Below are 25,756 nucleotides of genomic sequence, written 5' to 3' on the forward strand. Positions count from 1 at the left end.
ATATTAATTTTCTTGTTGCTCATTATTTATTGTTTCTTCTTTTCCTATATCAATATCATTCTCATCAGTTATTGTTTGATTCTTAGATATATCTTCTTCTGCTATAATAACTACTTCAATAAGTACTTTATCACCCTGCTCTTTTATATCTTTTTTTACATCTAAAACATTTACAGATTTATTTAAATTCAAAAGAATACTTCTTTTCATTTCTTCTACTATATCATTTATATTTGTAGCTTTTTCTTCTTCTAAAACTTCATGATAAATCTCTGTTTTTATTATTCCTTTATTATCCTCTATTTTATCATACTTTTCAAAGGTATTTAAGGCATTTTTAAGATAAATTCTTTTTCCTTTAATATCAATATAATAACTTTTAGCTATCTTTCCTGTTCGTTTCTTCTCTATTTTTAATTTAGGTACTTCTTTTTTAACCGCATAAAAAGTTTTCGCTATTACAGCACCTTCTGCATTTGTTATATATTCTTTTCCTTCCTTCCCTTGTTCTCCCTTTATAAGAACATCTCCTTCTTTAACAACTTGCCCTCTCTCCACCAATACAGTTCCACTTTTAGAAAATATTCTTTGAACTTCACCATTTTTTGATGCTATTACATTTCCAGTAACTTCTGGCTCTTTAATTTTAGGTGGAGCTTGTCTTTCAACTATTTCAACTTTTAATTTACATCCTTCAATCCTAGCTTTAACCCACATCACTTCATCATTATCATCTATTATTCTTTCTTGTAATCTATATACATCAAAACTATTTTTATTTACACCTTTTTCAATCCCATAATCTTTTAGCATCTCTCTAATTTCAAAAGGTGGAATATAATTTTCTGTAACTACATCAATGCTCCAAATAAAACTACTTAAATAATAAATAACTCCAATAAATATAACTAAGGTTATAATTAATGAACGCCTTCTTTTCAATTTTAAAATAGTAAACATAATCCCATCTCTATTTAAGACTTTAACTTTTCCATCAACTTTTTTAACACCTTCAAGCAAAGTATTATAATCTTTAAACTCTATTTCCATAGTGTAGTTTGTTAAACTATTTCGTTTTATTCTTCTAAGTTTTATATCTTTCTTCCATAGATAGTTTAAAAGTTTTTCGGACTTCAAAGTTTCAACTTCTACTAATAATACACCTTTATTATATTTTTTCATTCTACTCATCACCTAAATATCCAATAGCTTTAAATTTGCCATTTAAAACCATTGTTGTCCCCCCTATAAATATTATTTCAAAGTCTTGACCCAAAATACTTAATGTTCCTATAGATGTTCTTATTTTAATTTCTTCTCTCTCAAACAACATTATCCCCTTATGATTCTCTATAGTTACCTCTGTATTGGATATAATTGTTATTTTAGGTACATCTAATATTGCTTCCCTAGGTATGTCCAACTTTTCGCCTAACTTTTCAAATCTATCTTGAATTTTATTATTCATCAACAAACACCTCTTTACCTCTTATACTTGCTTTACTAAAATTTAATACGTTTTTAACTTATACATAATTTATATTTTAATTCTTAACTATATTACCTATTTTTTACTTAAATCAAAAACATAAGTTACTCTGACTTTTTTTAATTATATATGTTATTTTATATTTTAATTTTATGATTACCTTTCAAAATAAATTACTATCTTTTAAAACTATATGATTTTGGAAGTATTAAAATTTTCAGCAATTACTTATTACATGTAAATTTCATATATATGGATTCAATTGTTTGTTCAATCATCATTTGTCAATAAGTGCAATTATATGCTTTTATTAGGCTAAACTCCTCAGAAAATCACTATAAAATTTATTTTCTAAACTTAATACTTAAATAATTTTATTTTTACTTATAAATATAACGCAAAATAAAAAAGCATGTTTTCACATGCTTTTTCTATAAATCTAAATTATTGATTAATTTTTATATTAGTTTTTATATTAATTTATCACGAATAATTCCCTTCTCATCAATTTATTAATACATTTTAAAGTTGAAATTACTATAAATTGAAAAAAGAACTCAGATAAACTGAGTTCTTATTTATTCAAATATTCTTTAACTATTTGACTTACTAATTTTCCATCTGCTCTACCAGTTATTTTAGGTTTAACAGTGGACATTAATTTTCCCATATCTTTCATGCTATTTGCGCCTATTAATTCCGCAGACTCTTGAACAATTGTTCTGATCTCATCTTCTGTTAACTGCTGAGGAAGGTAATTTAACAAGATCTCTATTTCAGCTTTAGTGCTTTCCACTAAATCTTGTCTATTTCCATTTTCAAACTCTTGCAAAGCGTCTCTTCTTTGCTTAACTTCCTTAGCTAAAACCTCAATGACCTGATCATCATTAAGACTTCCAGTTCCACTTTTCTCTATTAACAAGATAGCAGCTTTAGCCATGCTAATCACACTTGCTCTAAATTTATCTCTTCCTTTTAAAGCATTTTTCCAGTCTTCCTGTAATCTATCCTTAAGGGACATAGCTCTTTACCCTCTTTCAAATTTCAAAAATCCTATTTGAATTTTCTCTTTCTTGCAGCTTCTGATTTTTTCTTTTTCTTTACGCTTGGTTTCTCATAGTGCTCTCTTTTTCTTACTTCTGAAAGTACACCAGCTCTAGCGCATTTCTTTTTAAATCTTCTTAAAGCATTTTCTAATGATTCGTTTTCTCCAACTCTAATTTCTGACATTGTTATCCCTCCCTCCGCTAGCTCAATTCAATTTTATAAACTTAAAATAGCGCTGCGGGACATAAATAGCACATTGTTAATTATACAGTATAGTTAAATCTTTTGTCAACAATTTCATTGTTTTTTTAACCTGGTGGCCAAACTAAATTTCTTCCGCCTAAAATATGAAAATGCATATGACCTACAGTTTGACCTCCATTTTGACCAATATTAGTCACAACTCTATAACCATCTTCTGATATACCTAAATCTTGAGTTATCTTTTTTATCACTTTAAACACATGTGATACTATCTCTGAATTTTCTTCTGTTATTTCATTAATATTTTTAATATGTTTTTTAGGAATAACTAAAAAATGCACTGGTGCTTCAGGATTTATATCATTAAAAGCTAAAACTTTATCATCTTCATAGAGTTTTTCACTTGGAATTTCACCATTTATTATTTTGCAAAAAATACAATCGCTCATAATTTATAGTCACTTAGAAAAATTAGTGACATTTTCCCTCCCTTCTATTTAAAATTTAATAACTTATTAATTATTATTAAACTTTTTTATATAAATTTATACTCTTTTTTATAAAAAGTATTTTCCTCAATTACATATTATATACCTAATTAATATTTATTCTACTAATTATTTAAAATTCCTTCATTTTTTTATAAATTTATATATTTCCTATCATATTTTCATCTTCTGTTTCCATTAGTTTAGCATTCAGTACTTTTCCTTCTAAAGACAAGTCACTTTTAACAATCACTTTAATATAATTTGGTGTATAGCCTACATAGTAGCCTTCTTTACCTTTCATTTCTTCTTCAAATAAAACTTTCATTTCTTGTCCTATGAATTTATCCATAAACTTCTTTTCTAGCATATTATTTAATTCAATCAGTTTTGCACTTCTTTTTTCTTTTATATTTCCATCTACTTGCAACATCATATCAGCTGCTTTGGTTCCTTTTCTTGGACTATATTTAAATATATGCATTTTTGAAAGTTCTATTTCCTTTAAAAATTTATATGTTTCTTCAAATTCAACTTCACTTTCACCTGGAAATCCAACAATAACATCTGTAGTTATAGATACATTCTTTATACTCGCTCTTAATTTTTTTAGAACTAATTTATACTCTTGTGCAGTATAATGCCTGTTCATTCTTTTTAATGTTGCATCTGAACCACTTTGTAATGATAAGTGAAAATGTGGGCAAAGTTTTTCTAATTTAGATATTTTCTCTATAACTTCATCAGTAAAGAATGTAGGGTCTATAGAACCTATTCTAATTCTCTCTATTCCATCTATTCTATTTACTTCTTCTAAAACCCTTATAAGTGACCATCCCTCTAAATCAACACCATATGATGCAATATGTATACCTGATAAAATAATTTCTTTAAATCCATTTTTAGCCAACTCTTTTACTTCATTTAAAATCAACTCTGGCTCTTTACTACAAACTGCTCCCCTTGCAAAAGGTATTAAGCAATATGAACAAAATCTATTACAACCATCTTGTATTTTTAAGAATGCTCTTGTTTTATCTTGATACTCTTCTATTTTTAATTCTTCAAAATGTTTATTTCTTAAGACATCATTTACATCTACAAATTGTTTTTTTTCTTCTCTAGCTTTATTTACATAAAATACAATATCGCCTTTATTTTTAGTTCCTAATACTACATTTACACCTTCTATATTAGATACTTCTTCAGATGCAATTTGAGAATAACATCCAACAACTGCAATTATAGCATCCGGATTTTTCCTTCTTGCTCTTGAAATCATTTGACGTGATTTTTTATCTCCCATATTAGTAACTGTACATGTATTTATAACATAAACATCTGCCTTTTCATCAAAAGATGTTACTTCATAGCCAGCTTTTATGAATTTTTCCGTCATAGCTTCTGACTCATATACATTAACTCTACATCCTAAAGTACAAAAAGCAACTTTCATTATAAAACCCCTCCTAAATCACCTAATTCATACATTAACAAGCTTAAAGCTGTAAAGCCTGCTGTTTCTGTTCTTAAAATTCTTGGTCCTAACGTCACTATATGCGCACCACTACTTCTTAGTAATTCTATTTCACTTTCCTCAAATCCACCTTCCGGACCTATAACTATAGCCACATTTTCAATAGAACTTTTTTCTACATTTCCTATTAATTTTTTTATTCCAAATCCTTCTTCATTTTCATAAGGTACAACAATTAAATCCATATAATTTAATCTATTCAATAACTCTTCAAATAATATAGGCTCATTTATGGTAGGAATTAAGCTCCTTTTACTCTGTTTACATGCTTCTAATGCTATCCTATTCCATCTATCTACTTTTTTGAACTCAGAATCATTTTTTACAACTACTCTTTCTGTAATTATAGGAGTTATAGAGCTTACACCTAATTCTGTGTTTTTTTGAGCTATTAAATCCATTTTAGTTGACTTCGGAAGACCTTGAAATAAGTGAACTTTTATTGGACTTTCATTATTTAATTCACATTCTTCTATTAAATCAACAATTACTTGCTTTTTATTAATTTCTTTTAATAATCCTATATATTCTTTACCTTCACAATTGTTTATGCTTACTTTATCTCCTTCTGCAAGTCTTAAAACTTTATATATATGTTTTACATCATCACCTTCTATAAAACACGTATCCAAGTTAATATTCTCTTTAGGCACAAAAAACTTATGCATAAAAATCACCTCTTCTACTTTAAATTACTATATGTTTTTACCTATTACACATGCCCATTCACCATCTCTAATAACTTCAACTATTTCAAATCCACATTGCTTAAACTTTTCCACTACCTCGTCTACTTTGGCAAGTATTATACCTGAAGTTATAAAATATCCATCTTTATTTAGAAATTCTTTTACTCCTTCTACTAAAAATATAATAACATCAGCTATTATATTAGCAACAACTATCTCAGCCTTACCATTTACAACTTCCATTAAATCTCCATGTAAAACTTCTATATTAGAAATATTATTATATCCAACATTCTTTTTAGCTGAATCTACTGCTACTGGATCTAAATCAACTGCCACAACATGCTTAGCACCTAATTTCGCAGCAGATATAGCCAGGATACCTGACCCTGTTCCTATATCAAATACTGTACTATCTTTTTTTGTATATTTTTCAAGAGACTTCATACACATTCTAGTAGTCTCATGAGTTCCTGTTCCAAATGCCATACCTGGATCTAATTCAACCACTATTTCATCATTTTTAACTTCATAAGGCTCCCAAATTGGTTTAACAACTATTCTTTCACCTATCTTAGTAGGTTTGTAATATTGCTTCCAAATGTTTTCCCAATCGCCTTCATTTACTTTAACAACATATACACTACCTTCCCCTTTATCAAATCCAAATTCAGGTAATTTCTCTACACTTTCTTTTATGTACTCTATATACTCTTGTAATTTATCATCTTCTTTATAATAACCTTTGATTATTGCGCCTTCTTTTACCTTTAAAAGATTTTCATCAAAATAATCCCAACCACTTGGATTTTTCTTTTTAAACGCAACATCCTCAGAATCTAATATAGAAACTCCATCTACACCTGTATTATAAAAGAATCCTGAAACCACATCACTAGCTTCACTACTAGTCACAACAGTTATCTCTATCCAATCTTTTTCCATAATTTATTCCTCCAATTTACTAATTTATTATCTCACTTTTATTCAAATTCAGGGTTTTAAACTCAGTTTTTAAGTTGTACCTTTATTTAAGTAATATTTTTAAGTCTTATTTAAATTTTTGATCAATCCTAAGTAAATCAAAATCTGATTTTATCCCTATAGCAATTATGAATATCTATTTTACTATACTATCATAATTTTTAACAGCTTTAAAATATATTAAACCTAATTCATTAATATTTCAAACTGAATTATATTTTAATTTTTAAACATATAAAAAGAAACCTCTTTTTAAGAAGTTTCTCCTATAACTATTTTCCAAACCATTTTTTCTTATGATGTAGTATATTTTCTGTAGACTCACCACTAGCTTCCATAAAGGCTTGTAATGCATCTCTTTGTTTATCATTTAATTCCTTAGGAACATCAACTATAACTTTTACATATTGATCTCCTCTTCCTGCAGAATTTACTCTTGGAACCCCTTTTCCTTTTAATCTGAATGTAGTATTAGGTTGGGTTCCTGATGGAACAACATATTTAACTTCGCCATCAACTGTAGGTACCTTTATTTCAGCACCTAACGTAGCTTGTGCAAAAGTTATATGTGTGTCTATATAAATATCAAATCCTTTTCTAACAAAAGTTTTGTGAGATGTAACTCTAATATTTATATATAAATCTCCTGATGGACCACCATTATCGCCGGCTTCTCCTTGACCTCTTAATGGAATTACATTACCATTATCTACTCCAGCTGGAACATTTATTGTTATAGTTCTTCTCTTATTTTCTTTTCCTGTTCCATGACAAGTATTACAAGGGTTATCTATTACTTGACCTTTTCCACCACAGGCATCACATGTAGATTGTGTAGCTATTACCCCTATAGGAGTTTGTCTTTGAACTCTTATTTGTCCTGTACCTTTACATTTTGGACATGTTTTTGCAGATGCTCCACCTTGAGCACCAGATCCATTACAAGTTTCACATTTTTCTTTTCTATTTATACTAACTTCTTTTTCAACACCAAATACAGCTTCTTCAAAAGTTAAATTTAAAGTATATTCAATGTCAGCACCTTTTCTTGGACCATTTCTTCTTGATGATGAACCACCAAAACCTCCAAATCCACCGAATATATCTCCAAATATATCTCCAAAGTCAAAACCTCCGAAGCCTCCTTCGAAGCCTCCAAAACCTTGTCCATTGAAATCAGCAGTTCCAAATTGATCATATCGTTGTCTTTTTTCACTATCTGAAAGAACTTGATACGCTTCATTAATTTCTTTAAACTTTTCTTCCGCCTCTTTATCACCTTGATTTCTATCTGGATGATATTTTAACGCAGCTTTTTTAAACGCTCTTTTTATTTCATCTTCACTTGCATTTTTATCTATACCTAAAACTTCATAATAATCTTTATTTGCCATTTCCAATTCACCACCTATTATAGTCTAACTTATATAATATAATGCATCTTATGTATTATTTCAACTGTATTATTTTATTAATTATTATACATTTTTGTTACATTTAATATATAGTTAATAATTTTTAAAACCTTTTAAATTTATTATTTTTCTAAAAAAAATTGATAGTTAAGGTGTTAATAATTAAATGTTATTTAATTATTAGATTATATCCTCCTTAACTATCAACTTCTAATATTTATTAACTATTCAAACTAAATTTTCTTATTAGTCTACTTTATAATCTGTATCTACTACATTTTCATCTGTGTTATTTCCTTGATTTTCTGCGCCTTGTGGTGCTCCTTCTTGAGCTCCTTCAGCTTGATACATCTTAGAAGATACTGCATAGAAAGCCTGTGTTAATTCTTCTGTTGCTTTTTTGATAGCTTCTATATCTTCGCCATCTTTAACAGCTTTTAATGCTTCTAATTTAGCATTTATATCATTTTTGTCTTCTTCTGATACCTTGTCACCAAGTTCTCCTAATGTTTTTTCTGTTTGATAAGCTATTTGATCTGCATTATTTTTAACTTCAATTCCTTCTTTTCTAGCTTTATCTTGTTCTGCGAATTTTTCTGCTTCATCTACTGCCTTTTTAATTTCATCTTCATTTAAGTTAGTTGATGCTGTAATTGTTATATTAGCCTCTTTTCCTGTTCCTTTATCTTTAGCTGCAACATTTACTATACCATTAGCATCTATATCAAAAGTAACTTCTATTTGAGGAATTCCTCTTGGAGCTGGTGCTATACCTGATAATGTAAATCTTCCTAAAGTTTTATTATCTGCAGCCATTTGTCTCTCACCTTGAACAACGTGAATTTCAACTGATGTTTGACCATCTGCTGCTGTTGAGAATACTTGACTCTTCTTAGTTGGAATAGTTGTATTTCTTTCTATTAATGGAGTAGCAACTCCTCCTAAAGTTTCAATTCCTAGTGTTAATGGACTAACATCTAGTAATAATACATCTTTAACTTCTCCTGTTAAAACACCTGCTTGAATTGCTGCACCTACTGCAACACATTCATCCGGATTAACTCCTTTTGATGGATCTTTTCCAGTAAAGTTTTTAACCGCTTCTTGTACTGCTGGAATTCTTGTAGATCCTCCAACTAATATAATTTTATCTATATCATTTATTGTTAAGTTAGCATCATTTAAAGCTTTTTTCATAGGCTCTATTGTTCTTTGAACTAAATCATGAGTTAATTCATTAAATTTAGCTCTTGTTAAGTTCATATCTATATGTTTTGGGCCTGTTGCATCAGCTGTTATAAATGGTAAGTTGATGTTTGTTTGTGTTGATGATGATAATTCTATTTTTGCTTTTTCAGCAGCTTCTTTCAATCTTTGAAGTGCCATTTTATCATTTTTTAAATCAATTCCATTTTCAGCTTTAAAAGTTTCAGCTATATAATCAATGATTTTTTCATCAAAATCATCTCCACCAAGTTTTGTATCTCCATTTGTAGCTTTAACTTCAAATACTCCATCTCCAAGTTCTAGGATTGATACGTCAAATGTACCACCACCTAAATCATATACAAATATTTTTTGATTTGTATCCATTTTATCCATACCATATGCAAGTGAAGCAGCTGTTGGCTCATTTATTATTCTCTTAACATCTAAACCAGCTATTCTACCAGCATCTTTTGTTGCTTGTCTTTCACTATCATTAAAGTAAGCAGGAACTGTTATAACTGCTTCTGTAACTTTTTCACCTAAATATGCTTCAGCATCTGCTTTTAATTTTTGAAGTACCATTGCTGATATTTCTTGTGGTGTATATTCTTTTCCATCTATAGTTTGTTTATGGTTAGTACCCATATGTCTTTTTATTGATATTATTGTTTTATCTGGATTTGTTATTGCTTGTCTTTTTGCTACTTGACCTACTAGTCTTTCACCATCTTTCATGAAAGATACTACTGATGGAGTAGTTCTTGCTCCTTCTGCGTTTGCTATAACTACTGGTTCTCCACCTTCCATAACTGCAACACATGAATTTGTTGTTCCTAAATCAATTCCTATTATTTTTCCCATAGTATTTTACCTCCTATTTTCTAATTTGCTACTTTTACCATACTATATCTTAATACTTTATCTTCTTTTTTGTATCCTTTTAAGAATACTTCTACTATTTGATTTTCACCTAATTCATCATTTTCTTCATGCATAACTGCATTATGATAGTTTGGATCAAATCCATTAGCAGTATCTATTTCTTCAACACCTAATTTTTCAAGTGAAGTATTAAATTGTTTTACTGTCATTTCTATGCCTTTTCTTAAATCATCTACATTAGAGTCACAAGATAGTGCACGTTCTAAATTATCAAGAACAGTAAACATTTCTTTTAAAACATCTTCACAAGCACTTAGATAAATACCTTCTTTTTCTTTTATTGTTCTTTTTCTGTAATTGTCATATTCAGCACCTAATCTTAGGTACTTTTCCTTTGAATCATTCAATTCACTTTTTAATTTTTCATTTTCTGCTTTTAAAGCTTTAATATCTACTGGTTCAAAACTTGTTTCCTCATTTTTTTCAGCATCTTCTATATTTTCGGATTCTTTCAGGTTTTCTGCTTCACACTTGCATTCTTCCTCAAGATTTTCCTCCCTTTTTTCATTAAGGGTTTCATCTCTCTTATCCACTTTCATTCCTCCATTCTATATTTAACTTAGTCTTTATACAGTAAAATAAATTGTAATTTTTATTATCATTTATTTACTATAGTTAGATTTTTAGGTTTGAAAGAAAATAACAAGCTATACTTAAATATTTGTTTCTTATATTAAAGTTTAGATAAAAGCATATTAATACTTCTATTTAACTTGCTATTTTAAACTTTAGTATTAAAAACCTTTATATAATTTTTGTATATTATAATTAAGTTCTTTAACTAACTTATCAACTACTGCTATAACTTTACTATATGGAATTCTAGTTGGACCTATAACTCCTATAGTTCCTATTGGATTTCCGTTATAACTATATGTCGCAGTTATTATACTGCATTCCTTAGCAGAATCTAGAAAATTTTCTTCACCTATTTTCACAGATAATCCTTGCTTTGCATCAGTATCTAACAATTTTTTAACATAGTCTACATTATTTACAAAGTTCAAGAAATCTTTAGCTTTATCTATATTGTTGTATTCTTGATAATTAAATATATTTGTTGATCCTTTTATAAATACCTTACTATTATCTTCATTTATTAAAGTTTCATAAAGCATTGGAATGATAGCATTGAAAATTTCCTCATTTTGCATTAAATCTTGTTTTAATTTTTCTAAAAACTCTAGTGACATATCCTCAAAAGATATATTTCTTAATTTTAAATTTAATACATTATTTATTTGTAAGATCAAACTACTATCAATAGACTTTTTAACTTTAATAACTTTATTCTTTATTACACCACTATTAGTAACAATAGTAAACAAAATGCTATTGTTATCTATTGGAGCTAACTGCAAGTACCTCATTGAACTAGTTTTTAATGATGGTGCTTTAACAACAGAAGTAAGATTTGTAAGATTCGATAATATTTCTGTTGCTTCTATAAGCACTTTATCTATTTCCTCAAAAGCTATATCTAATAGTGAATTCTTTATTATAGCTTCTTCTTCTGAAGTAAGTGCAGAAATTTTCATAAGGTCATCAACATAAAATCTGTAGCCTTTATCTGAAGGTTTCCTTCCTGAAGATGTATGCAATTGTTCTAGATATCCCATGTCTTCAAGATCAGACATTTCATTTCTAATAGTTGCAGAACTAATTCCCAAATCATACTTCTTAGCAATTGTTCTAGACCCTACTGGTTCTCCACAAGTGATATAATCATGGATAATAGCTTTAAGTATATAAATTTTTCTATCATCCATTTCCATTTTATCACCTCATTATTAGCACTCACTAATTAAGAGTGCTAATTAGTACATTCTTAACATATCATTTTCTATGTATATTGTCAATAGATTTTTTAATCTTTTTCAAAAATAAATTCACACATTATACTATTAGATACTTCTATTCCTCGCTTTGTTAAATAAATACTATTTTTTTCATCACTCATTAATCCAAGTTTTACATACTTATTAATAATTTTCCCATAAACTTCATATATATCCGAGTTAAATCTTTCTTTAAATGTATTTTTATTTATACCATTTATTTTTCTAAGACCCAAAAACATAAACTCTTCCATATTGTCTTTTATATTATTCTTTTCTTTATATATTATCGCATTTCCTTTTTTATTCATTTTTTCTATATAATAAGAAATATTATTTTCATTAGAATATCTTATTTCATTTATATATGAATGAGCTGAACTTCCGCAACCTATATATGGTTTAACATCCCAATAAACTAAATTATGTCTACATTCTTTTCCAGGCTTTGCATAATTAGAAATTTCATATTGTATATATCCATTTTTCTTTAGAATTTCCAATGTTTTTAAATTCATTTTTCTTTCATCTTCTTCACTAGGAAGCTTTAATATATCCTTTTCAAAAAGATTATAAAAAGGTGTACCCTCTTCAATTATTAAACTATAGCAAGATAGATGTTCTGGTTTTAAATTAATTATTTTATTTAAACTTTCTTCCCACATTTCTACAGTTTGATTTGGTAGTCCAAACATTAAATCTACATTTATATTTTCAAAACCACTCTCTCTTGCCATATCATAACTTTCTATAAATTCTTCAAAGGTATGTATTCTACCTATTTTTTTTAATAAATTATTTTGACAAGCTTGAAGTCCTATACTTAATCTATTTACTCCCATTTTCTTAAATGCTTCTAATTTTTCCTTTGTAAATGTGCCTGGATTTCCTTCAACAGTAAATTCTATATCTTTTGATAAATTTAATTTTTTTATGCTTTCTTTTAGTATATTAATTGCCTCTAAAGAGAAATAGGTGGGAGTTCCCCCACCTATAAATATAGTTTCTATTATATAATTTGAAAGACTCACATTATCTATTTCTTTAGATAGCGCTTTCGCATAGTTTATCATCTGTCCATCACATCCACTAAAAGAAGGAAAATCACAATAAAAGCATTTATTTTTACAAAATGGTATATGAATATATAATGATATTTTCTCCATTTTTTCTCCTCCATTTAATGATTTAATTTAATCAATTTTTAATACTGCCATAAATGCTTCTTGTGGAACTTCAACGCTTCCAACTTGTCTCATTCTCTTTTTACCTTGTTTTTGCTTTTCTAATAATTTTTTCTTTCTTGATATATCTCCACCATAGCATTTTGCAAGTACATCTTTTCTCATAGCTTTTACAGTTTCTCTAGCTATTATTTTACTACCAACAGCTGCTTGTATTGGAATTTCAAATAGTTGTCTTGGTATAATTTCTTTTAGTTTTTCAGCCATTGCTCTTCCTCTATAGTAAGCTCTTTCATTTGGTACTATCATAGAAAGTGCATCAACTATATCTCCATTTAGCATTATATCAAGTTTTACAAGTTCTGTTTCTTGATATCCTTTTAGTTCATAATCAAAAGATGCATATCCTTTTGTTCTTGATTTTAAAGCATCAAAGAAATCATATACTATTTCATTAAGAGGCATATCGTAATTAAGCATAACTCTTGTTTGATCAAGATACTGCATATCTATAAATGTACCTCTTTTATTTTGGCATAATTCCATTATTGCTCCAACAAAATCTGATGGTGCAATTATAGAAGCTTTAACCATAGGTTCTTCCATACGACTTATTTCTGATGGTTCTGGAAGATTTGTTGGATTTGTTATTTCTAATAGTTCACCATTTGTTTTTAAAACCTTATAAATAACAGATGGAGCTGTAGTTATAATATCTAAATTAAACTCTCTCTCTATTCTTTCTTGAATTATTTCCATATGTAAAAGACCTAAGAATCCACATCTAAATCCAAAGCCTAATGCAATTGACGTTTCTGGTTCAAAAGATAATGCAGCATCATTTAATTGTAGCTTTTCTAAAGCTTCTTTTAACGCTTCATATTTTGCTCCATCAACTGGATATATTCCACTGAATACCATTGGAACTGCTGGTCTATATCCTGCCATAGGCTCAGAAGTTGGTCTGTTTGCTTCTGTTATAGTATCTCCAGCTCTAGCATCTCCTACATTTTTAATTGACGCACTTAAGTATCCAACATCACCAGCTCTAAGTTCTTTGATTGGTAATGGTGATGGTGTGAACACCCCAACTTCAGTAACATCATAAATCTTATTAGTATTCATAAGCTTTATTTTAGTTCCTGGTTTTACAACACCATCAATTACTCTAATATATGTTACAACGCCTTTATAGCTATCATAATAAGAATCAAATATTAATGCTTTTAATGGTGCTTCTTCATCGCCTTGTGGTGATGGAATCTTTTTAACTATTGTTTCTAGTACATCTTCTATATTAAGTCCTGTTTTAGCAGAAATAGCTGGAGCATCATGAGCTTCTATTCCTATAACATCCTCAATTTCTTCTTTAACTTCATCTGGTCTTGCACTAGCAAGGTCAACTTTATTTATTACCGGTGCTATTTCAAGATTGTTATCTAATGCTAGATAACAGTTTGCTAATGTTTGTGCTTGAATTCCTTGAGTTGCATCAACTATTAAAAGTGCACCTTCACAAGCAGCTAAACTTCTTGATACTTCATAGTTAAAGTCTACATGTCCTGGAGTATCTATAAGATTTAGTATATATTCCTCACCATCTACTTCTCTTTTATATACAAGTCTTGCTGCTTGAGATTTTATTGTTATTCCTCTTTCTTTTTCTAGTTCCATATTATCAAGTACTTGTGAATCCATTTCTCTCTCTGTAAGTGTACCTGTTTTTTCTAATAACCTGTCTGCAAGTGTTGACTTGCCGTGATCTATATGGGCAACTATAGAAAAATTTCTTATGTGTTTTTGTCTGTTGCTTTGCATCTTATTTACCCCCGTTTATAGTAATGAATTTAAATTTCAAAATCTACTTTATTATATGTTTCTTTGAAAGTTCTACTAAAAATTATCATAAATTAATTTTATATTATATTTAATCAGGTTAAATTATATCATATTTAATATAAATTTTGTTAACTGTATTTTTACTTTCTATAATTATTATTTTTTTGAATATGTAATTATATTATCATATATTACTTCAATTCCATTCTTCAAATTACATACGAAGTTCGTATCAAATACTATTTGCTTATTTTTCATTGTAAATATTAACTTAGGTTTTTCTCCTGTACAAACTTTTATACAACTATTATCTTTTACCATTTGTGATGAATTGAAATTTATTATAAACGCTCCCATCATTAGAGAAAATATGCTTATTACCAAAATTAATCTTTCTTTCTTTCTCAAGCTTAACTTCCTTTCTTTTATAATACTTTGCCTTATAAATAATTTTTATACTTATATATTATTGACATATTTTCAAAAATTCTTTCAAAGTCATAATTTATCTTATAAAACTCACTTTTTAACTAATTTGTAACAAAAATGTTTTAAAACATAAAAAGACCTACTTAGATATTTTCTAAGCAAGTCATCTTAATACTCAATTTAAAGCAAGTCTTATGGCTTCTGATAAATACTTCATACTATTTTTAGCTTCATCTAAAGTGTTTGAATCTGAACCAACCTCAATCAAAACTGCACCGTCACTTAAATCCTGACTATAATATGTTATTCCTGTAGTATATTCCGCATATATAGGAATTTCTCTAAATAACTGTGGATATAATTTTTGTGCATTTGCTGCAATTTTGTTCATTTTTTCTAATTGTTTTTTATACCTTGGATTAGCTGTAGCTGGTACAAATGTTAATTTTGCTACAGAATCCCCATTAACATTTCCTGTTACTCTTGCCTTTGGAACTCCACCATCTCTATGAAGATCAATTATTAAATCAAAATCTCCAAACTCATTTATATATTTTTTTATTGTTTCTCTTGATTCATAATATGCTCCATTGTAATCAACATTATCATGAATTGTAGTATCATGCATTACTGTGAATCCCTTACTTTTTAAATTTTTTGTAAGTTCTTCACCAACGCTTGCAACAGTTAAATTAAGATCTTTTTTCCTAGCTTCACCTGGCGAATAAGCTTCACAAGTATGTGTATGGTATATAAGTATTTTTTTTGATCCATTTTTAGCTAAGTCTTGTTTTGAAACATTTCCTACCTCATTTTTATTTATATCTTTTTCATTTAAATTAAATTCATTTAAATTATATGTTTCATTCATTACACTCTTAGTTTTGTCTTTATTTTTTTTATTTCTAAAAAAGCCTAACTGATCTTTAATTGCTTGTTGTATATTAAATGCTTCAATACCTTTATCTTCATTTCTAACTGTATTTTTAGCTGAAGCACCTAAAGTTGCCATACTATTATTTATAGCCTTATATAAAATAGTTGTTTTAAAACTACTATCACCTTTATTAAAACATTCCTTAACACTCATATATGAAACACTTAATGCTAATATAGCAATAAGTATTATACTAATTACTTTTTTATGCTTTTTAACATTTTTATTAATGCTTTCTGCTTGATTTCCAATATATTTAACATTATATCTTGGGTTATACCTAGGATTGTATCTTTTATATGTTTCCCTTTTGTAATTCATTTTCTCCCCCCTAGATTTATACTAAACAAGTTATAATTTACTTATTTTTAAAATTATTATTAATTAAAATTTTAAGTAAGATTATCAACAAACTTGTCCATATAAAAAGTTTATTTCTTTCATCTAGTTGATTTATATGAAATTTTTATATTATTTATACCTTTTAAAATGTAAATTACTATAATTAGTTTAAAGAAAGTCTTATAGCTTCTGCTAAATATTTCATACTATTTTTTGCTTCATCTAAAGTATTTTCTTCTGAACCAACTTCTATTAAAACTGCATTATCACTTAAATCATGGCTATAAAAATCACATCCAATTCCATTATCATGAGCAACTATATCTCTAAATAATTCTGGATATATTTTTTTTGAAATTCCTGCAATTTTATTAATCTTTTCTAATTGCTTTTTATATCTAGGATTTTCAGATGTTGTAGCAAACATAATTTTAGCTATAGATTCTTCATTTATCTTTGATGTTACTCTAGCTTTAGGCACTCCTCCATCTCTATGAAGATCAATTATTAAATCAAAATCTTTAAATTCATTTAAATATCTTTTTAATGTTTCCCTAGAATGCTTGTATGCATTAGGGTAATCAACATTATCATGAAGTGTCATATCATGAATAACTGTAAAACCTTTTTCTTTTAAACTCTTTGTAAGTTCCTCACCTACACCGGCAATTGTAAGACTTAAATCTTGTTTTCTATTTTCTCCAGGTGAATAAGCCTCACAAGTATGTGTATGATATATTAATATTTTTTTTGCTGCATTTTTAGCTAAATCATCACTAGACACCTTCCCTATTTCATTTTTCTTTATATCATTTTCACTTAAATTAAATGCTTCAATATTGTAAACATCATCCATGGTAATATCATTTTTTCTTATTGAAGATTTTTCTTTACTTTTACTATTTTTTATATGTTCTATGTCATATTTAAGTGCTTTTTTTATATTATTTGGTAAAAATGTGCCTTTTTCATTTGTATCTAGTTTTTTTGAAGATACCCCTAATGTTGCCATACTATTATTCATTGCTTTATATAAAATATTAGTTTTAATTTCGCTTTTGTTTAAAAAATATATATTGAATGCAGAAAAGACAAAACATAAGATTAAACTTGTTATTATAAGTATAGTTTTTAAACTTTTACTCTTATTCAAATTAATATTTCTATTTTTATCATCCAAATATTTAATATTATACTTAGGATTATATTTAAAATTATTTTTCTTATATGATTGTTTTTTATAATTCACCTACCCTCATCCCCTTAAAAATATAATATGTTTATATAATTTATATGAATGAAATATTATTTTATACACTTTCAAATAAAAATAAGAGAATTGAAAAATTCTCTTATTTTCATATATTTAATTTAAATATTTATCTATATCATCTAATGTAAGTGCAGGTTGAAGCGCTATATTTATTCCATTTGCTATTATTTTTGAAATGCATTCGATTACCATATCAATATCTTTAGGGGTAACTACCATTGATGACATTTTTTGACCTAATACTTGTTTTATTAATAAATCTTTTTCATCTCTATCTAATGAATTTAACATATCATAAAATTTACTATCTTTTTTAGACTCACTCATAAGATCTTCCAATACTAAATCTATAGTATCACTTGCAAGTGTTGCAGCATCTACAACCGTTGGAACTCCAATTGCTATTACTGGTACTCCTAAACTTTCTTCATTTAATGCATTTCTATTATTTCCAATACCTGCTCCTGGTGCTATACCTGTATTTCCTATTTGAATTGTTTTATTTACTCTTTGTGTTCTTCTTGATGCTAATGCATCTATACATATAACTAAATTAGGTTTAACTCTATCTACAACACCCTTTACTATTTCACTAGTTTCAACACCTGTCAGCCCCAAAACTCCTGGTGCTATGGCTGCAACTGGTATTATTCCTTCATCTATGCTATCTGGAACATATTCCTTTAAATGCCTTGTTACCATTAATTTAGATGTAACTTGTGGTCCTAATGCATCTGGTGTTATATTCCAATTTCCCAATCCCACAACTAGTGCTGTAGTCTTATCATTTATTTTTACAACTTTTGATAATTCTTTTGCTAGAGTTTGACTTACATCTTCTTTTGCATCAGCATCGTAATATACAAAATCTGTAAATTCCAATGTGATATAATCCCCTTTTGATTTTCCTATTACTTTTTCTCCATTCTCATTTAATACTTTTACATGTGTAACCATAACTTGCTTATCTACATATTCTTCTACTTCAACACCATCTATCTCAGGATTTTCATTTTGTTCACTATAATACTCTCTAGCTTCTAACGCTAAGTCTGTTCTTATATTGTTCATATTTATCTCCACCTCTTAATTTATTTAAAATAATAATGTAGACTTTCCTTTGTTTGTATTTTTTCCAAATGCAACTTTAATATTCTTTTTTTAATAAAAGTTGCATTTGATAAAGAATATTGGTTATAATGTTAATAAAACATTATTATTCATGCCTTATCATATTTTTATATTTAAATGATAAATTTTACTTGAAGTAGTAAAAAAATAATGATATAATATCACTTGTTGAATATAAATACTCGTACGCAGACTTCCCCAAAGCTGCCGAGGCGTGATAAAAATGCAAGGGGGTGAAGTGAAATGGCAAACATTAAGTCAGCAAAAAAAAGAATAAAAGTTACTAAGGCTAAAACTCTTAGAAATACAATGATAAAATCTGCACTTAAAACTACAATCAAAAAGTTTGAAACTGCAGTTGCTAACAAAAATGTAGAAGAAGCTAAAGCAAACTATACTGTAGTTGTTAAAGCTTTAGATATGGCTGCAAACAAAGGAATAATACATAAAAACAAAGCAGCTAGAAAAAAATCTAGATTAGCTACTAAGTTATCTAATTTATCAGCATAATAAATAACCGGTCAATACCGGTTTTTTATTATAAAAAAAGAGCTATATATAGCTCTTTTTTTATATAATACTATTTATTACAAAGAATTCTAATTGAGTTCTATTATTAGTATTTAAACTTTTTATATTTTTTTCAACTTTTAATGAAAGTTCTAAATTACTTTTTAGTTTTTCTACCGTAAATTTTCTGCTCTGTTTCATCATCTTTTCTGCAATAAACGGATGTAATCTATATTCTTTAGCTAATTTATCTAAACTTTCACCAGAATCTATACCAACTCTTAAAGCTAATAAAAGTTTAAATTGTCTTTGAATCATATAAAGTATACTTGTAACTTCATCACCTTTATATATAAGTTCATTTAGTATATCAATAGATTTTTTTATATTTTTTTGAGATAAATAATCTACAAAATTAAAGATATCATTTTCATTTTTTTGAGACATTAATAGTGTTATATCTTCCTTAGTTATGTTTCTACCCTCACAATAACAACAAAGTTTTTCAACTTCATTATTTATAATGTTCATATTTCCATCTACCAAACTACAAAAAAAACTTAATTCTGCTTTATCTATTTTCTTACCTTTTTTCTCAAAAACCTCTTTTACTTTATAACTAAGATTTGCACCCTTCATTTTATCTATTTTTACTAGTGTTCCAAACTTCTCTAATTTCTTTATTTTAGAACTTGGCTTTTCTCTGTCACTTTTAAAAATATAATACATAATAAAAATAGTATACGGTGGTATATCCTGTACATATTTTAATAATTTGTTAAAGTCCATGTTTTTTTCGTCATCACTGCTTTTATTATCATCTAAAAAATTAGCTCTAAAAATTTCAACAACTTTTTTTTCCTCCATAAATGGTAATGTTTCACAAGCATTCACTACTTCATCATTACTAACTTTTCTACCATCTAATCTTATATAATTAAAATCTTTAAAATCATTTGTAATCACTTTTTTAGAAATACTATATATACAATTTTTTATTATACTTTCATCACTTCCACAAAATATATAAAAATTATCTATACTATTTTTTTTAATTTTTTGTTCAAATTCAACTAAGTTAATCAAACTTTAATCTCCTACCTCTAATTATAAATTTAAAACCATATATATATATTATAATTTCTAACGAAAACTTACAACATATATAGGATTCAAAGCTCAAATTCAAAGTAATCTTTTTATCAAATAATAATATCAATCTTACAGTTTATTTTGATATTATGATTAAAACCAATTAAGAACTAAGAGTGAAAAGTGATTAGTTATGGTTAAGATTATTCATTTCTATTTTAAATTTGAACCTGGAATACATTTTTATTTACTAACTTATATTTATCATAGGTAAATCCAATTCCTACATTTCTATCATCTTCAACTATTTTCACTTGTTTATAAGCTTTATTATTGTCTAAATTAGATTTCCTATTTTTAGTTATAATAATTTTATCATCAATAATTAAATCTAAATCTTTTCCATTATTTTTTACCATAATATTATATTTATTATTTAACTTTATATTTTTTTCATTTTCTATTTCATCATATATTCTATCTACTTTAATATCTTCTCGTATTTTTGATATTTTTACTTTATTATTGCTCAGTATGATATTATTCATTTTATAGCTTATATTTATTGTTGTACCTTTTTTTGTTTTTATATAACTTATATTGGGATAATATGAATACATATTAACAAGGGTAAATATTGTCATTATGATTGGTATGAAAATTGTGTTCTTATGATTTTTTTTATAAAAAATATATGATATATACATTGATGTTATAGTTAATGCTCCAATATAACTTATAGTATATACAGTATTAAAATTGCTAACTATAAAATTTTCAAAAGTATTTGTGCATAAAAGTAATCCTTTCAATAAATATATAAAAACTTTATTAAACTTTGGTATATATATTAAAATTAAAAGCAAATTACTAACAATTATTAAAAATGAATAAAATGGCATCAATAGAAAATTTGCAACAATTCCATTTAAATTTACTTTTTTAAAATTGTATGCCATATATAAAGTTGTAAGCATTGATGCTGATAGAGTTATAGACACTGAATCTTTTATTAATGTAGGCAAAAAGTCTAATACTTTATCAAATTTATCTTTCATAGTAATAATTCCTAATACTGATAAAAATGATAAATTAAATGCTGGATTTAATATGTAGTATGGTTTCATAGAAACTAATATTATAAATGCTAATGATAAACTACTTAAACTATCATAATTTCTATAAACTTTTTTAGACATAACTAAAATAAATATCATTATAAATGCTCTAACAGTAGATGGAGTATATCCTATAATTGTTATATATATAAAGGTAGTTACTATTGCAACTTTGTAATTTAATACTTTTTCTATAAATGTATAAATAAGTGCTATATGAAATCCAGAAACAGTAATTATATGTATTATCCCTAATGTATTCATTACACCTTTTTTTTCGTAATCTAAAAACGATTTATCACCTAATGATATAGCCATTACAAAATTGGCTAATTCTTCATCATATTTTTCTATTTCTTGATAACACAAATTCTTTATATTATAAACTTTACTTAATATATCACTATTTGAATTCATACTATCTATGTTGAAAATTCCCAAAGATCCATTTTTATAATCTATATCAAATTTAAAATTACCTTTTGCCTCAAAAACATCTCCAATTTTTAAACTAGATAAACCTTCTCCCTCTAAAAATACCTTTCTATTTTTCACAGTAGCTACAATTTTATATTTGTTACATTCTATTATTCTACCCTGAATTTGTTCACCAAGCTCAAAATTGAAGTAATTATAATGTGACATAAAACCAATAAACACAAATATCATAGCAATTATAAAATCTTCTTTTTCTAACTTTTTATAAAAAATAATTATTAATATAACATTTATAATTATTCCTATATATATTTTTTCTAAAAAAATATATGAAGTAACAGAACCTAAAAGTATTGAAATAGCATATAAAACCAATGGCCTATACATTTGATCACCTAATTTTATTATATTATATATGTAATCATTGACACTTTAATTCATTTATATCCATTTTTTCAAATTTATATTGCCTATTCTTTTCATGAGTGTTATATTTATACTAGTGTATATACACTAGTATAAACATCAAAAGTGAGGTCGTACTTATGTGCTTAAATTTAGAAAATGAAATTGTAAAATTAAAAAAAGATAAAGATGCCCTTATACTAGCTCATCTTTATCAGCCTAAAGAAATTCAACAAATTGCTGATTATGTAGGTGACTCTTATTATTTAAGCGAAATTGGTAAAAAAAGCGACAAACAACTTTTAGTTGTTTGTGGTGTTACATTTATGGCTGAAAGCGCTAAGATATTATCGCCTGAAAAAAAAGTACTATATAGCTCACAGACAGCAACATGTCCAATGGCAGATATGGTAACAAAGGAAGATATATTAAAATTAAAGCAAGATTACCCTAATAGTAAAGTAGTTTGCTACGTAAACTCTTCTAGTGAAGTTAAATCTGTTTCAGATGTTTGTTGCACATCTTCTAGTGCTATAAATATAGTTTCTAATATAAAAGAAAAGGATATTATTTTTGTTCCAGATAAAAATTTAGGATCTTATGTTGCAAATAAACTTCCTGAAAAAAATATAATTTTATGGAGTGGTTATTGCCCTATCCATAATAATATTACATTAAATGATTTAGATACTTTCAAATTAGAAATGAAAGATAAACCTTATAAAATTTTAGTTCACCCTGAATGCAAAAAAGAAGTCTGTGACAAAGCTTCTTTTGTTGGTAGTACTAAAGAAATAATAGATTTTGTAGGTTCTGATTCATCAGAAAATTATCTTGTAGTAACTGAATGCGGTGTAAAATATGATTTAGAAATGAAATATCCAAATAGAAACTTTTATTTTTTAGATATGACTTGTTCCAATATGAAAAAAACATCACTAAAATCACTTTATAATACATTAAAAAACTTAGATAATGAAGTAATTCTTTCTGAAGATGTTATAGCAGGTGCTTCAGCTTCATTAAAGAATATGCTTAGTTTAGGCATATAAAATGAATTCTGAACATTTATATGCTGATGTTTTAATTATTGGAAGTGGAATAGCAGGTCTTTATACCGCACTAAATTTGAGTGATAATTTAAATATTTTAATAGTTACTAAATCTAAAACTATAAATTGTAACTCATACTTAGCCCAAGGTGGTATCTCTACAGCTCTAAACAAAGAGGATGAAGAATTATTTGTAAACGATACACTAAGAGCTGGCAATTATAAAAATAATTTAAATGCAGTAAAAACTTTAGTTGCAGAATCTATAGAAAATATAGATACACTTATAAAGTTAGGTGTACCATTTGATTTAATAAATAATAAACTATATTATACTCGTGAAGGATGTCACAGTGTAAATAGAATTGTTCATTGCAAAGATAAAACAGGTGAAAAAGTCTTTGAAACATTAAAAGAAAAAGCTTGTTCTAAAAAAAATATAACTATAATTGAAAACGCTTGTCTTGTTGATATTATAAATACAAATAATTTATGTTATGGCGGAGTGTTTTTAAGTAAAGATAAAATATTTACAGTTAATGCCAATCACACTGTTCTTGCTTGTGGTGGAATTGGAGGATTATTTATACATTCAACTAATGATAAATCATTAAGAGGTAGTGCCTTAAGCATTGCATTAAGACATTCTATAAAAGTTAAAGATCTTCAATATATTCAATTTCATCCAACTTCTTTATATGAAAAAAACTCTACTGATAGAAGTTTTTTGATTTCAGAATCTTTAAGAGGAGAAGGTGCTCTTCTTTTTAATTGTAATAATGAACGTTTTATAGATGAATTATTACCTAGAGATGTTGTTACTGAAGCTATAAAAAAAGAAATATCCAAAAGTCATATACCTTATGTGTATTTAGATATTTCTCATAAACCTAGTGATTTTATCAAAACTAGATTTCCATCAATATATAAAAAATGTATGGAAAAAGGCTATGATATAACAAAAGAAAGAATTCCTGTATGCCCTGCTCAACATTACTTCATGGGAGGTATAGAGGTAAATTTAAATTCTGAAACCTCTATGAAAAATTTATTTGCTGTTGGTGAAGTTAGTTGTACCGGAGTCCATGGAAACAATAGACTTGCAAGTAACTCTTTACTAGAGGCGTTAGTATTCTCTCGTAGGGCTTCACGCTTAATTAATAATAGTTCCATAAAATCTAGTTATTATACTTTCGATAAAATACTAGATTTTTCAGAATATACATCCCTTATTAAAAATGATGAAATTTTAATAATAGATAAATTAAAAAATTTAAGGAGCGATATAAAAAATGAATTGGTTTGCAGTTGATGATTTTTTAATAAACTCATTGAAAGAAGATATGCCTTATTATGACTTGACTACAGATTCCATTGTAAATGATGATAGCCTTTGTAGTATTGAATTAATCTGTAAAGAAGATGGTATAATTGCAGGACTCCCTGTATTTAAACGGGTTTTTGAACTTCTTGGAAATGTAGATATATCTTTTAATTTTAAAGATGGTGATATTATAAAAAAAGGTGATATTATAGCTAATTTAAAGGGGAATACGAAAAACATACTTTCTGGTGAAAGATTAGCTCTTAATATAATTCAAAGAATGAGTGGAATAGCTACTTTAACTAATAACTTAGTAAAAGAAATTTCTCATACTAAAGCAAAACTTTTAGATACTAGAAAAACTACACCTGGTCTTAGAATGTTTGAAAAATATGCTGTTAAAATTGGTGGTGGCGTAAATCATAGATATTCTCTTTCTGATGGTATCTTAATAAAAGATAACCATATAAAGGCTGCTGGAAACATAACAAATGCTGTTACTCTCGTAAGAAATAACATAGGAAATCTAAAAAAAATCGAGGTTGAAACTGAAAGTATAGAAGAAGTTAAAGAAGCAATTTTAACTAATGCGGACATAATAATGCTTGACAATATGAGCATTGAAACTATGAATGATGCAGTTAAAGTTATTGATGGTGCTGCTTTAACTGAAGCTTCTGGTAATATCGATTTATCCACAATAAAATCTGTTGCAGAAACTGGTGTTGATTTTATATCAAGCGGTGCAACTACTCATTCTTATAAGTCTTTAGATATTTCTCTTAAAAATTTGAAATATATATAGCTTTTAAGGAGATGTAAAATATTTTACATCTCCTT

Annotated in this window: 24 protein-coding genes; 4 read left to right on the forward strand and 20 right to left on the reverse strand. The window is 27.0% G+C overall.

The window, feature by feature from the left end:
* Positions 1-3: 3 nt before the first annotated feature.
* The 18 genes from yqfD to gpr form a co-directional block, all read right to left on the reverse strand.
* A complete protein-coding gene (yqfD, locus tag BN346_RS00390) occupies positions 4-1,182 on the reverse strand; it encodes a sporulation protein YqfD (protein ID WP_051539806.1) in 1,179 nt (392 codons plus the stop codon).
* 1 nt (position 1,183) lies between these two features.
* A complete protein-coding gene (gene yqfC / locus BN346_RS00395) occupies positions 1,184-1,468 on the reverse strand; it encodes a sporulation protein YqfC (protein WP_034438104.1) in 285 nt (94 codons plus the stop codon).
* 595 nt (positions 1,469-2,063) lie between these two features.
* Complete coding sequence (locus tag BN346_RS00400; RefSeq protein WP_034438106.1) at positions 2,064-2,510, reverse strand: GatB/YqeY domain-containing protein; 447 nt, start codon at positions 2,508-2,510, stop codon at positions 2,064-2,066.
* A 32-nt stretch (positions 2,511-2,542) separates the two neighbouring features.
* Positions 2,543-2,719: a 30S ribosomal protein S21 gene (gene rpsU, locus BN346_RS00405; RefSeq protein ID WP_034438108.1), complete on the reverse strand. Its 177-nt coding sequence runs from the start codon at positions 2,717-2,719 to the stop codon at positions 2,543-2,545.
* 125 nt (positions 2,720-2,844) lie between these two features.
* On the reverse strand, positions 2,845-3,189 hold the full coding sequence (locus BN346_RS00410; RefSeq protein ID WP_034438109.1) for a histidine triad nucleotide-binding protein: 345 nt from the start codon (positions 3,187-3,189) through the stop codon (positions 2,845-2,847).
* 199 nt (positions 3,190-3,388) lie between these two features.
* Positions 3,389-4,684 (reverse strand): tRNA (N(6)-L-threonylcarbamoyladenosine(37)-C(2))-methylthiotransferase MtaB, encoded by a 1,296-nt coding sequence (gene mtaB, locus BN346_RS00415; protein WP_034438112.1) that lies wholly within the window; start codon positions 4,682-4,684, stop codon positions 3,389-3,391.
* Complete coding sequence (locus tag BN346_RS00420) at positions 4,684-5,433, reverse strand: 16S rRNA (uracil(1498)-N(3))-methyltransferase (protein ID WP_034438115.1); 750 nt, start codon at positions 5,431-5,433, stop codon at positions 4,684-4,686. Before BN346_RS00420 ends, mtaB begins: the two co-directional genes overlap by 1 nt.
* Positions 5,434-5,460: 27 nt before the next feature.
* Entirely contained in the window at positions 5,461-6,399 is a 939-nt protein-coding gene (gene prmA / locus BN346_RS00425) for a 50S ribosomal protein L11 methyltransferase (RefSeq protein WP_034438118.1), read from the reverse strand.
* Between the two features lie 311 nt (positions 6,400-6,710).
* Positions 6,711-7,832, reverse strand: a complete 1,122-nt coding sequence (gene dnaJ, locus BN346_RS00430) for a molecular chaperone DnaJ (RefSeq protein WP_034438121.1) — start codon at positions 7,830-7,832, stop codon at positions 6,711-6,713.
* A 267-nt stretch (positions 7,833-8,099) separates the two neighbouring features.
* Complete coding sequence (dnaK, locus tag BN346_RS00435) at positions 8,100-9,923, reverse strand: molecular chaperone DnaK (protein ID WP_034438123.1); 1,824 nt, start codon at positions 9,921-9,923, stop codon at positions 8,100-8,102.
* 20 nt (positions 9,924-9,943) lie between these two features.
* The gene (gene grpE / locus BN346_RS00440; RefSeq protein ID WP_101541655.1) at positions 9,944-10,543 is read right to left on the reverse strand and encodes a nucleotide exchange factor GrpE; all 600 of its coding nucleotides are present in this window, start codon (positions 10,541-10,543) and stop codon (positions 9,944-9,946) included.
* A 195-nt stretch (positions 10,544-10,738) separates the two neighbouring features.
* A complete protein-coding gene (hrcA, locus tag BN346_RS00445) occupies positions 10,739-11,779 on the reverse strand; it encodes a heat-inducible transcriptional repressor HrcA (protein ID WP_034438127.1) in 1,041 nt (346 codons plus the stop codon).
* A gap of 92 nt (positions 11,780-11,871) precedes the next feature.
* Positions 11,872-13,008 carry a radical SAM family heme chaperone HemW gene (hemW, locus tag BN346_RS00450; RefSeq protein WP_034438130.1) on the reverse strand — a complete coding sequence of 379 codons (1,137 nt, stop codon included), beginning with the start codon at positions 13,006-13,008 and terminating at the stop codon, positions 11,872-11,874.
* Positions 13,009-13,035: 27 nt separating this feature from the next.
* Positions 13,036-14,844 (reverse strand): translation elongation factor 4, encoded by a 1,809-nt coding sequence (gene lepA, locus BN346_RS00455; RefSeq protein ID WP_034438132.1) that lies wholly within the window; start codon positions 14,842-14,844, stop codon positions 13,036-13,038.
* Positions 14,845-15,021: 177 nt separating this feature from the next.
* The gene (locus tag BN346_RS00460) at positions 15,022-15,273 is read right to left on the reverse strand and encodes a hypothetical protein (RefSeq protein WP_034438136.1); all 252 of its coding nucleotides are present in this window, start codon (positions 15,271-15,273) and stop codon (positions 15,022-15,024) included.
* Between the two features lie 196 nt (positions 15,274-15,469).
* Positions 15,470-16,552 carry a stage II sporulation protein P gene (locus BN346_RS00465; protein WP_051539809.1) on the reverse strand — a complete coding sequence of 361 codons (1,083 nt, stop codon included), beginning with the start codon at positions 16,550-16,552 and terminating at the stop codon, positions 15,470-15,472.
* 184 nt (positions 16,553-16,736) lie between these two features.
* On the reverse strand, positions 16,737-17,822 hold the full coding sequence (locus BN346_RS00470) for a stage II sporulation protein P (RefSeq protein ID WP_051539812.1): 1,086 nt from the start codon (positions 17,820-17,822) through the stop codon (positions 16,737-16,739).
* 117 nt (positions 17,823-17,939) lie between these two features.
* Positions 17,940-18,917 carry a GPR endopeptidase gene (gene gpr, locus BN346_RS00475; RefSeq protein ID WP_034438138.1) on the reverse strand — a complete coding sequence of 326 codons (978 nt, stop codon included), beginning with the start codon at positions 18,915-18,917 and terminating at the stop codon, positions 17,940-17,942.
* Positions 18,918-19,220: 303 nt separating this feature from the next.
* Between gpr and rpsT the strand changes: the two genes are divergently transcribed.
* Positions 19,221-19,487, forward strand: a complete 267-nt coding sequence (rpsT, locus tag BN346_RS00480; RefSeq protein WP_034438141.1) for a 30S ribosomal protein S20 — start codon at positions 19,221-19,223, stop codon at positions 19,485-19,487.
* Positions 19,488-19,547: 60 nt separating this feature from the next.
* Here rpsT and holA read toward each other — a convergent pair whose 3' ends face one another.
* Both holA and BN346_RS00490 read right to left on the reverse strand, forming a co-directional pair.
* On the reverse strand, positions 19,548-20,573 hold the full coding sequence (gene holA / locus BN346_RS00485; protein WP_034438143.1) for a DNA polymerase III subunit delta: 1,026 nt from the start codon (positions 20,571-20,573) through the stop codon (positions 19,548-19,550).
* 224 nt (positions 20,574-20,797) lie between these two features.
* Positions 20,798-22,522, reverse strand: coding sequence for a ComEC/Rec2 family competence protein (locus BN346_RS00490; RefSeq protein ID WP_034438146.1), 1,725 nt, complete (start codon positions 22,520-22,522; stop codon positions 20,798-20,800).
* Between the two features lie 158 nt (positions 22,523-22,680).
* On the opposite strand from BN346_RS00490, the gene nadA reads away from it, so the two are divergent.
* From nadA to nadC, 3 genes are read left to right on the forward strand one after another with little or no spacing between them, the layout of a single operon-like run.
* Positions 22,681-23,592, forward strand: coding sequence for a quinolinate synthase NadA (nadA, locus tag BN346_RS00495; protein ID WP_034438148.1), 912 nt, complete (start codon positions 22,681-22,683; stop codon positions 23,590-23,592).
* A gap of 1 nt (position 23,593) precedes the next feature.
* Positions 23,594-24,904: an L-aspartate oxidase gene (locus tag BN346_RS00500; RefSeq protein ID WP_034438151.1), complete on the forward strand. Its 1,311-nt coding sequence runs from the start codon at positions 23,594-23,596 to the stop codon at positions 24,902-24,904.
* Entirely contained in the window at positions 24,885-25,721 is an 837-nt protein-coding gene (gene nadC / locus BN346_RS00505) for a carboxylating nicotinate-nucleotide diphosphorylase (RefSeq protein WP_034438152.1), read from the forward strand. The genes BN346_RS00500 and nadC overlap by 20 nt, the downstream gene beginning before the upstream one ends.
* Positions 25,722-25,756 lie beyond the last annotated feature (35 nt).

It is taken from the genome of Clostridium ihumii AP5, assembly GCF_000612845.1.
Taxonomy (GTDB): domain Bacteria; phylum Bacillota; class Clostridia; order Clostridiales; family Clostridiaceae; genus Clostridium_J; species Clostridium_J ihumii.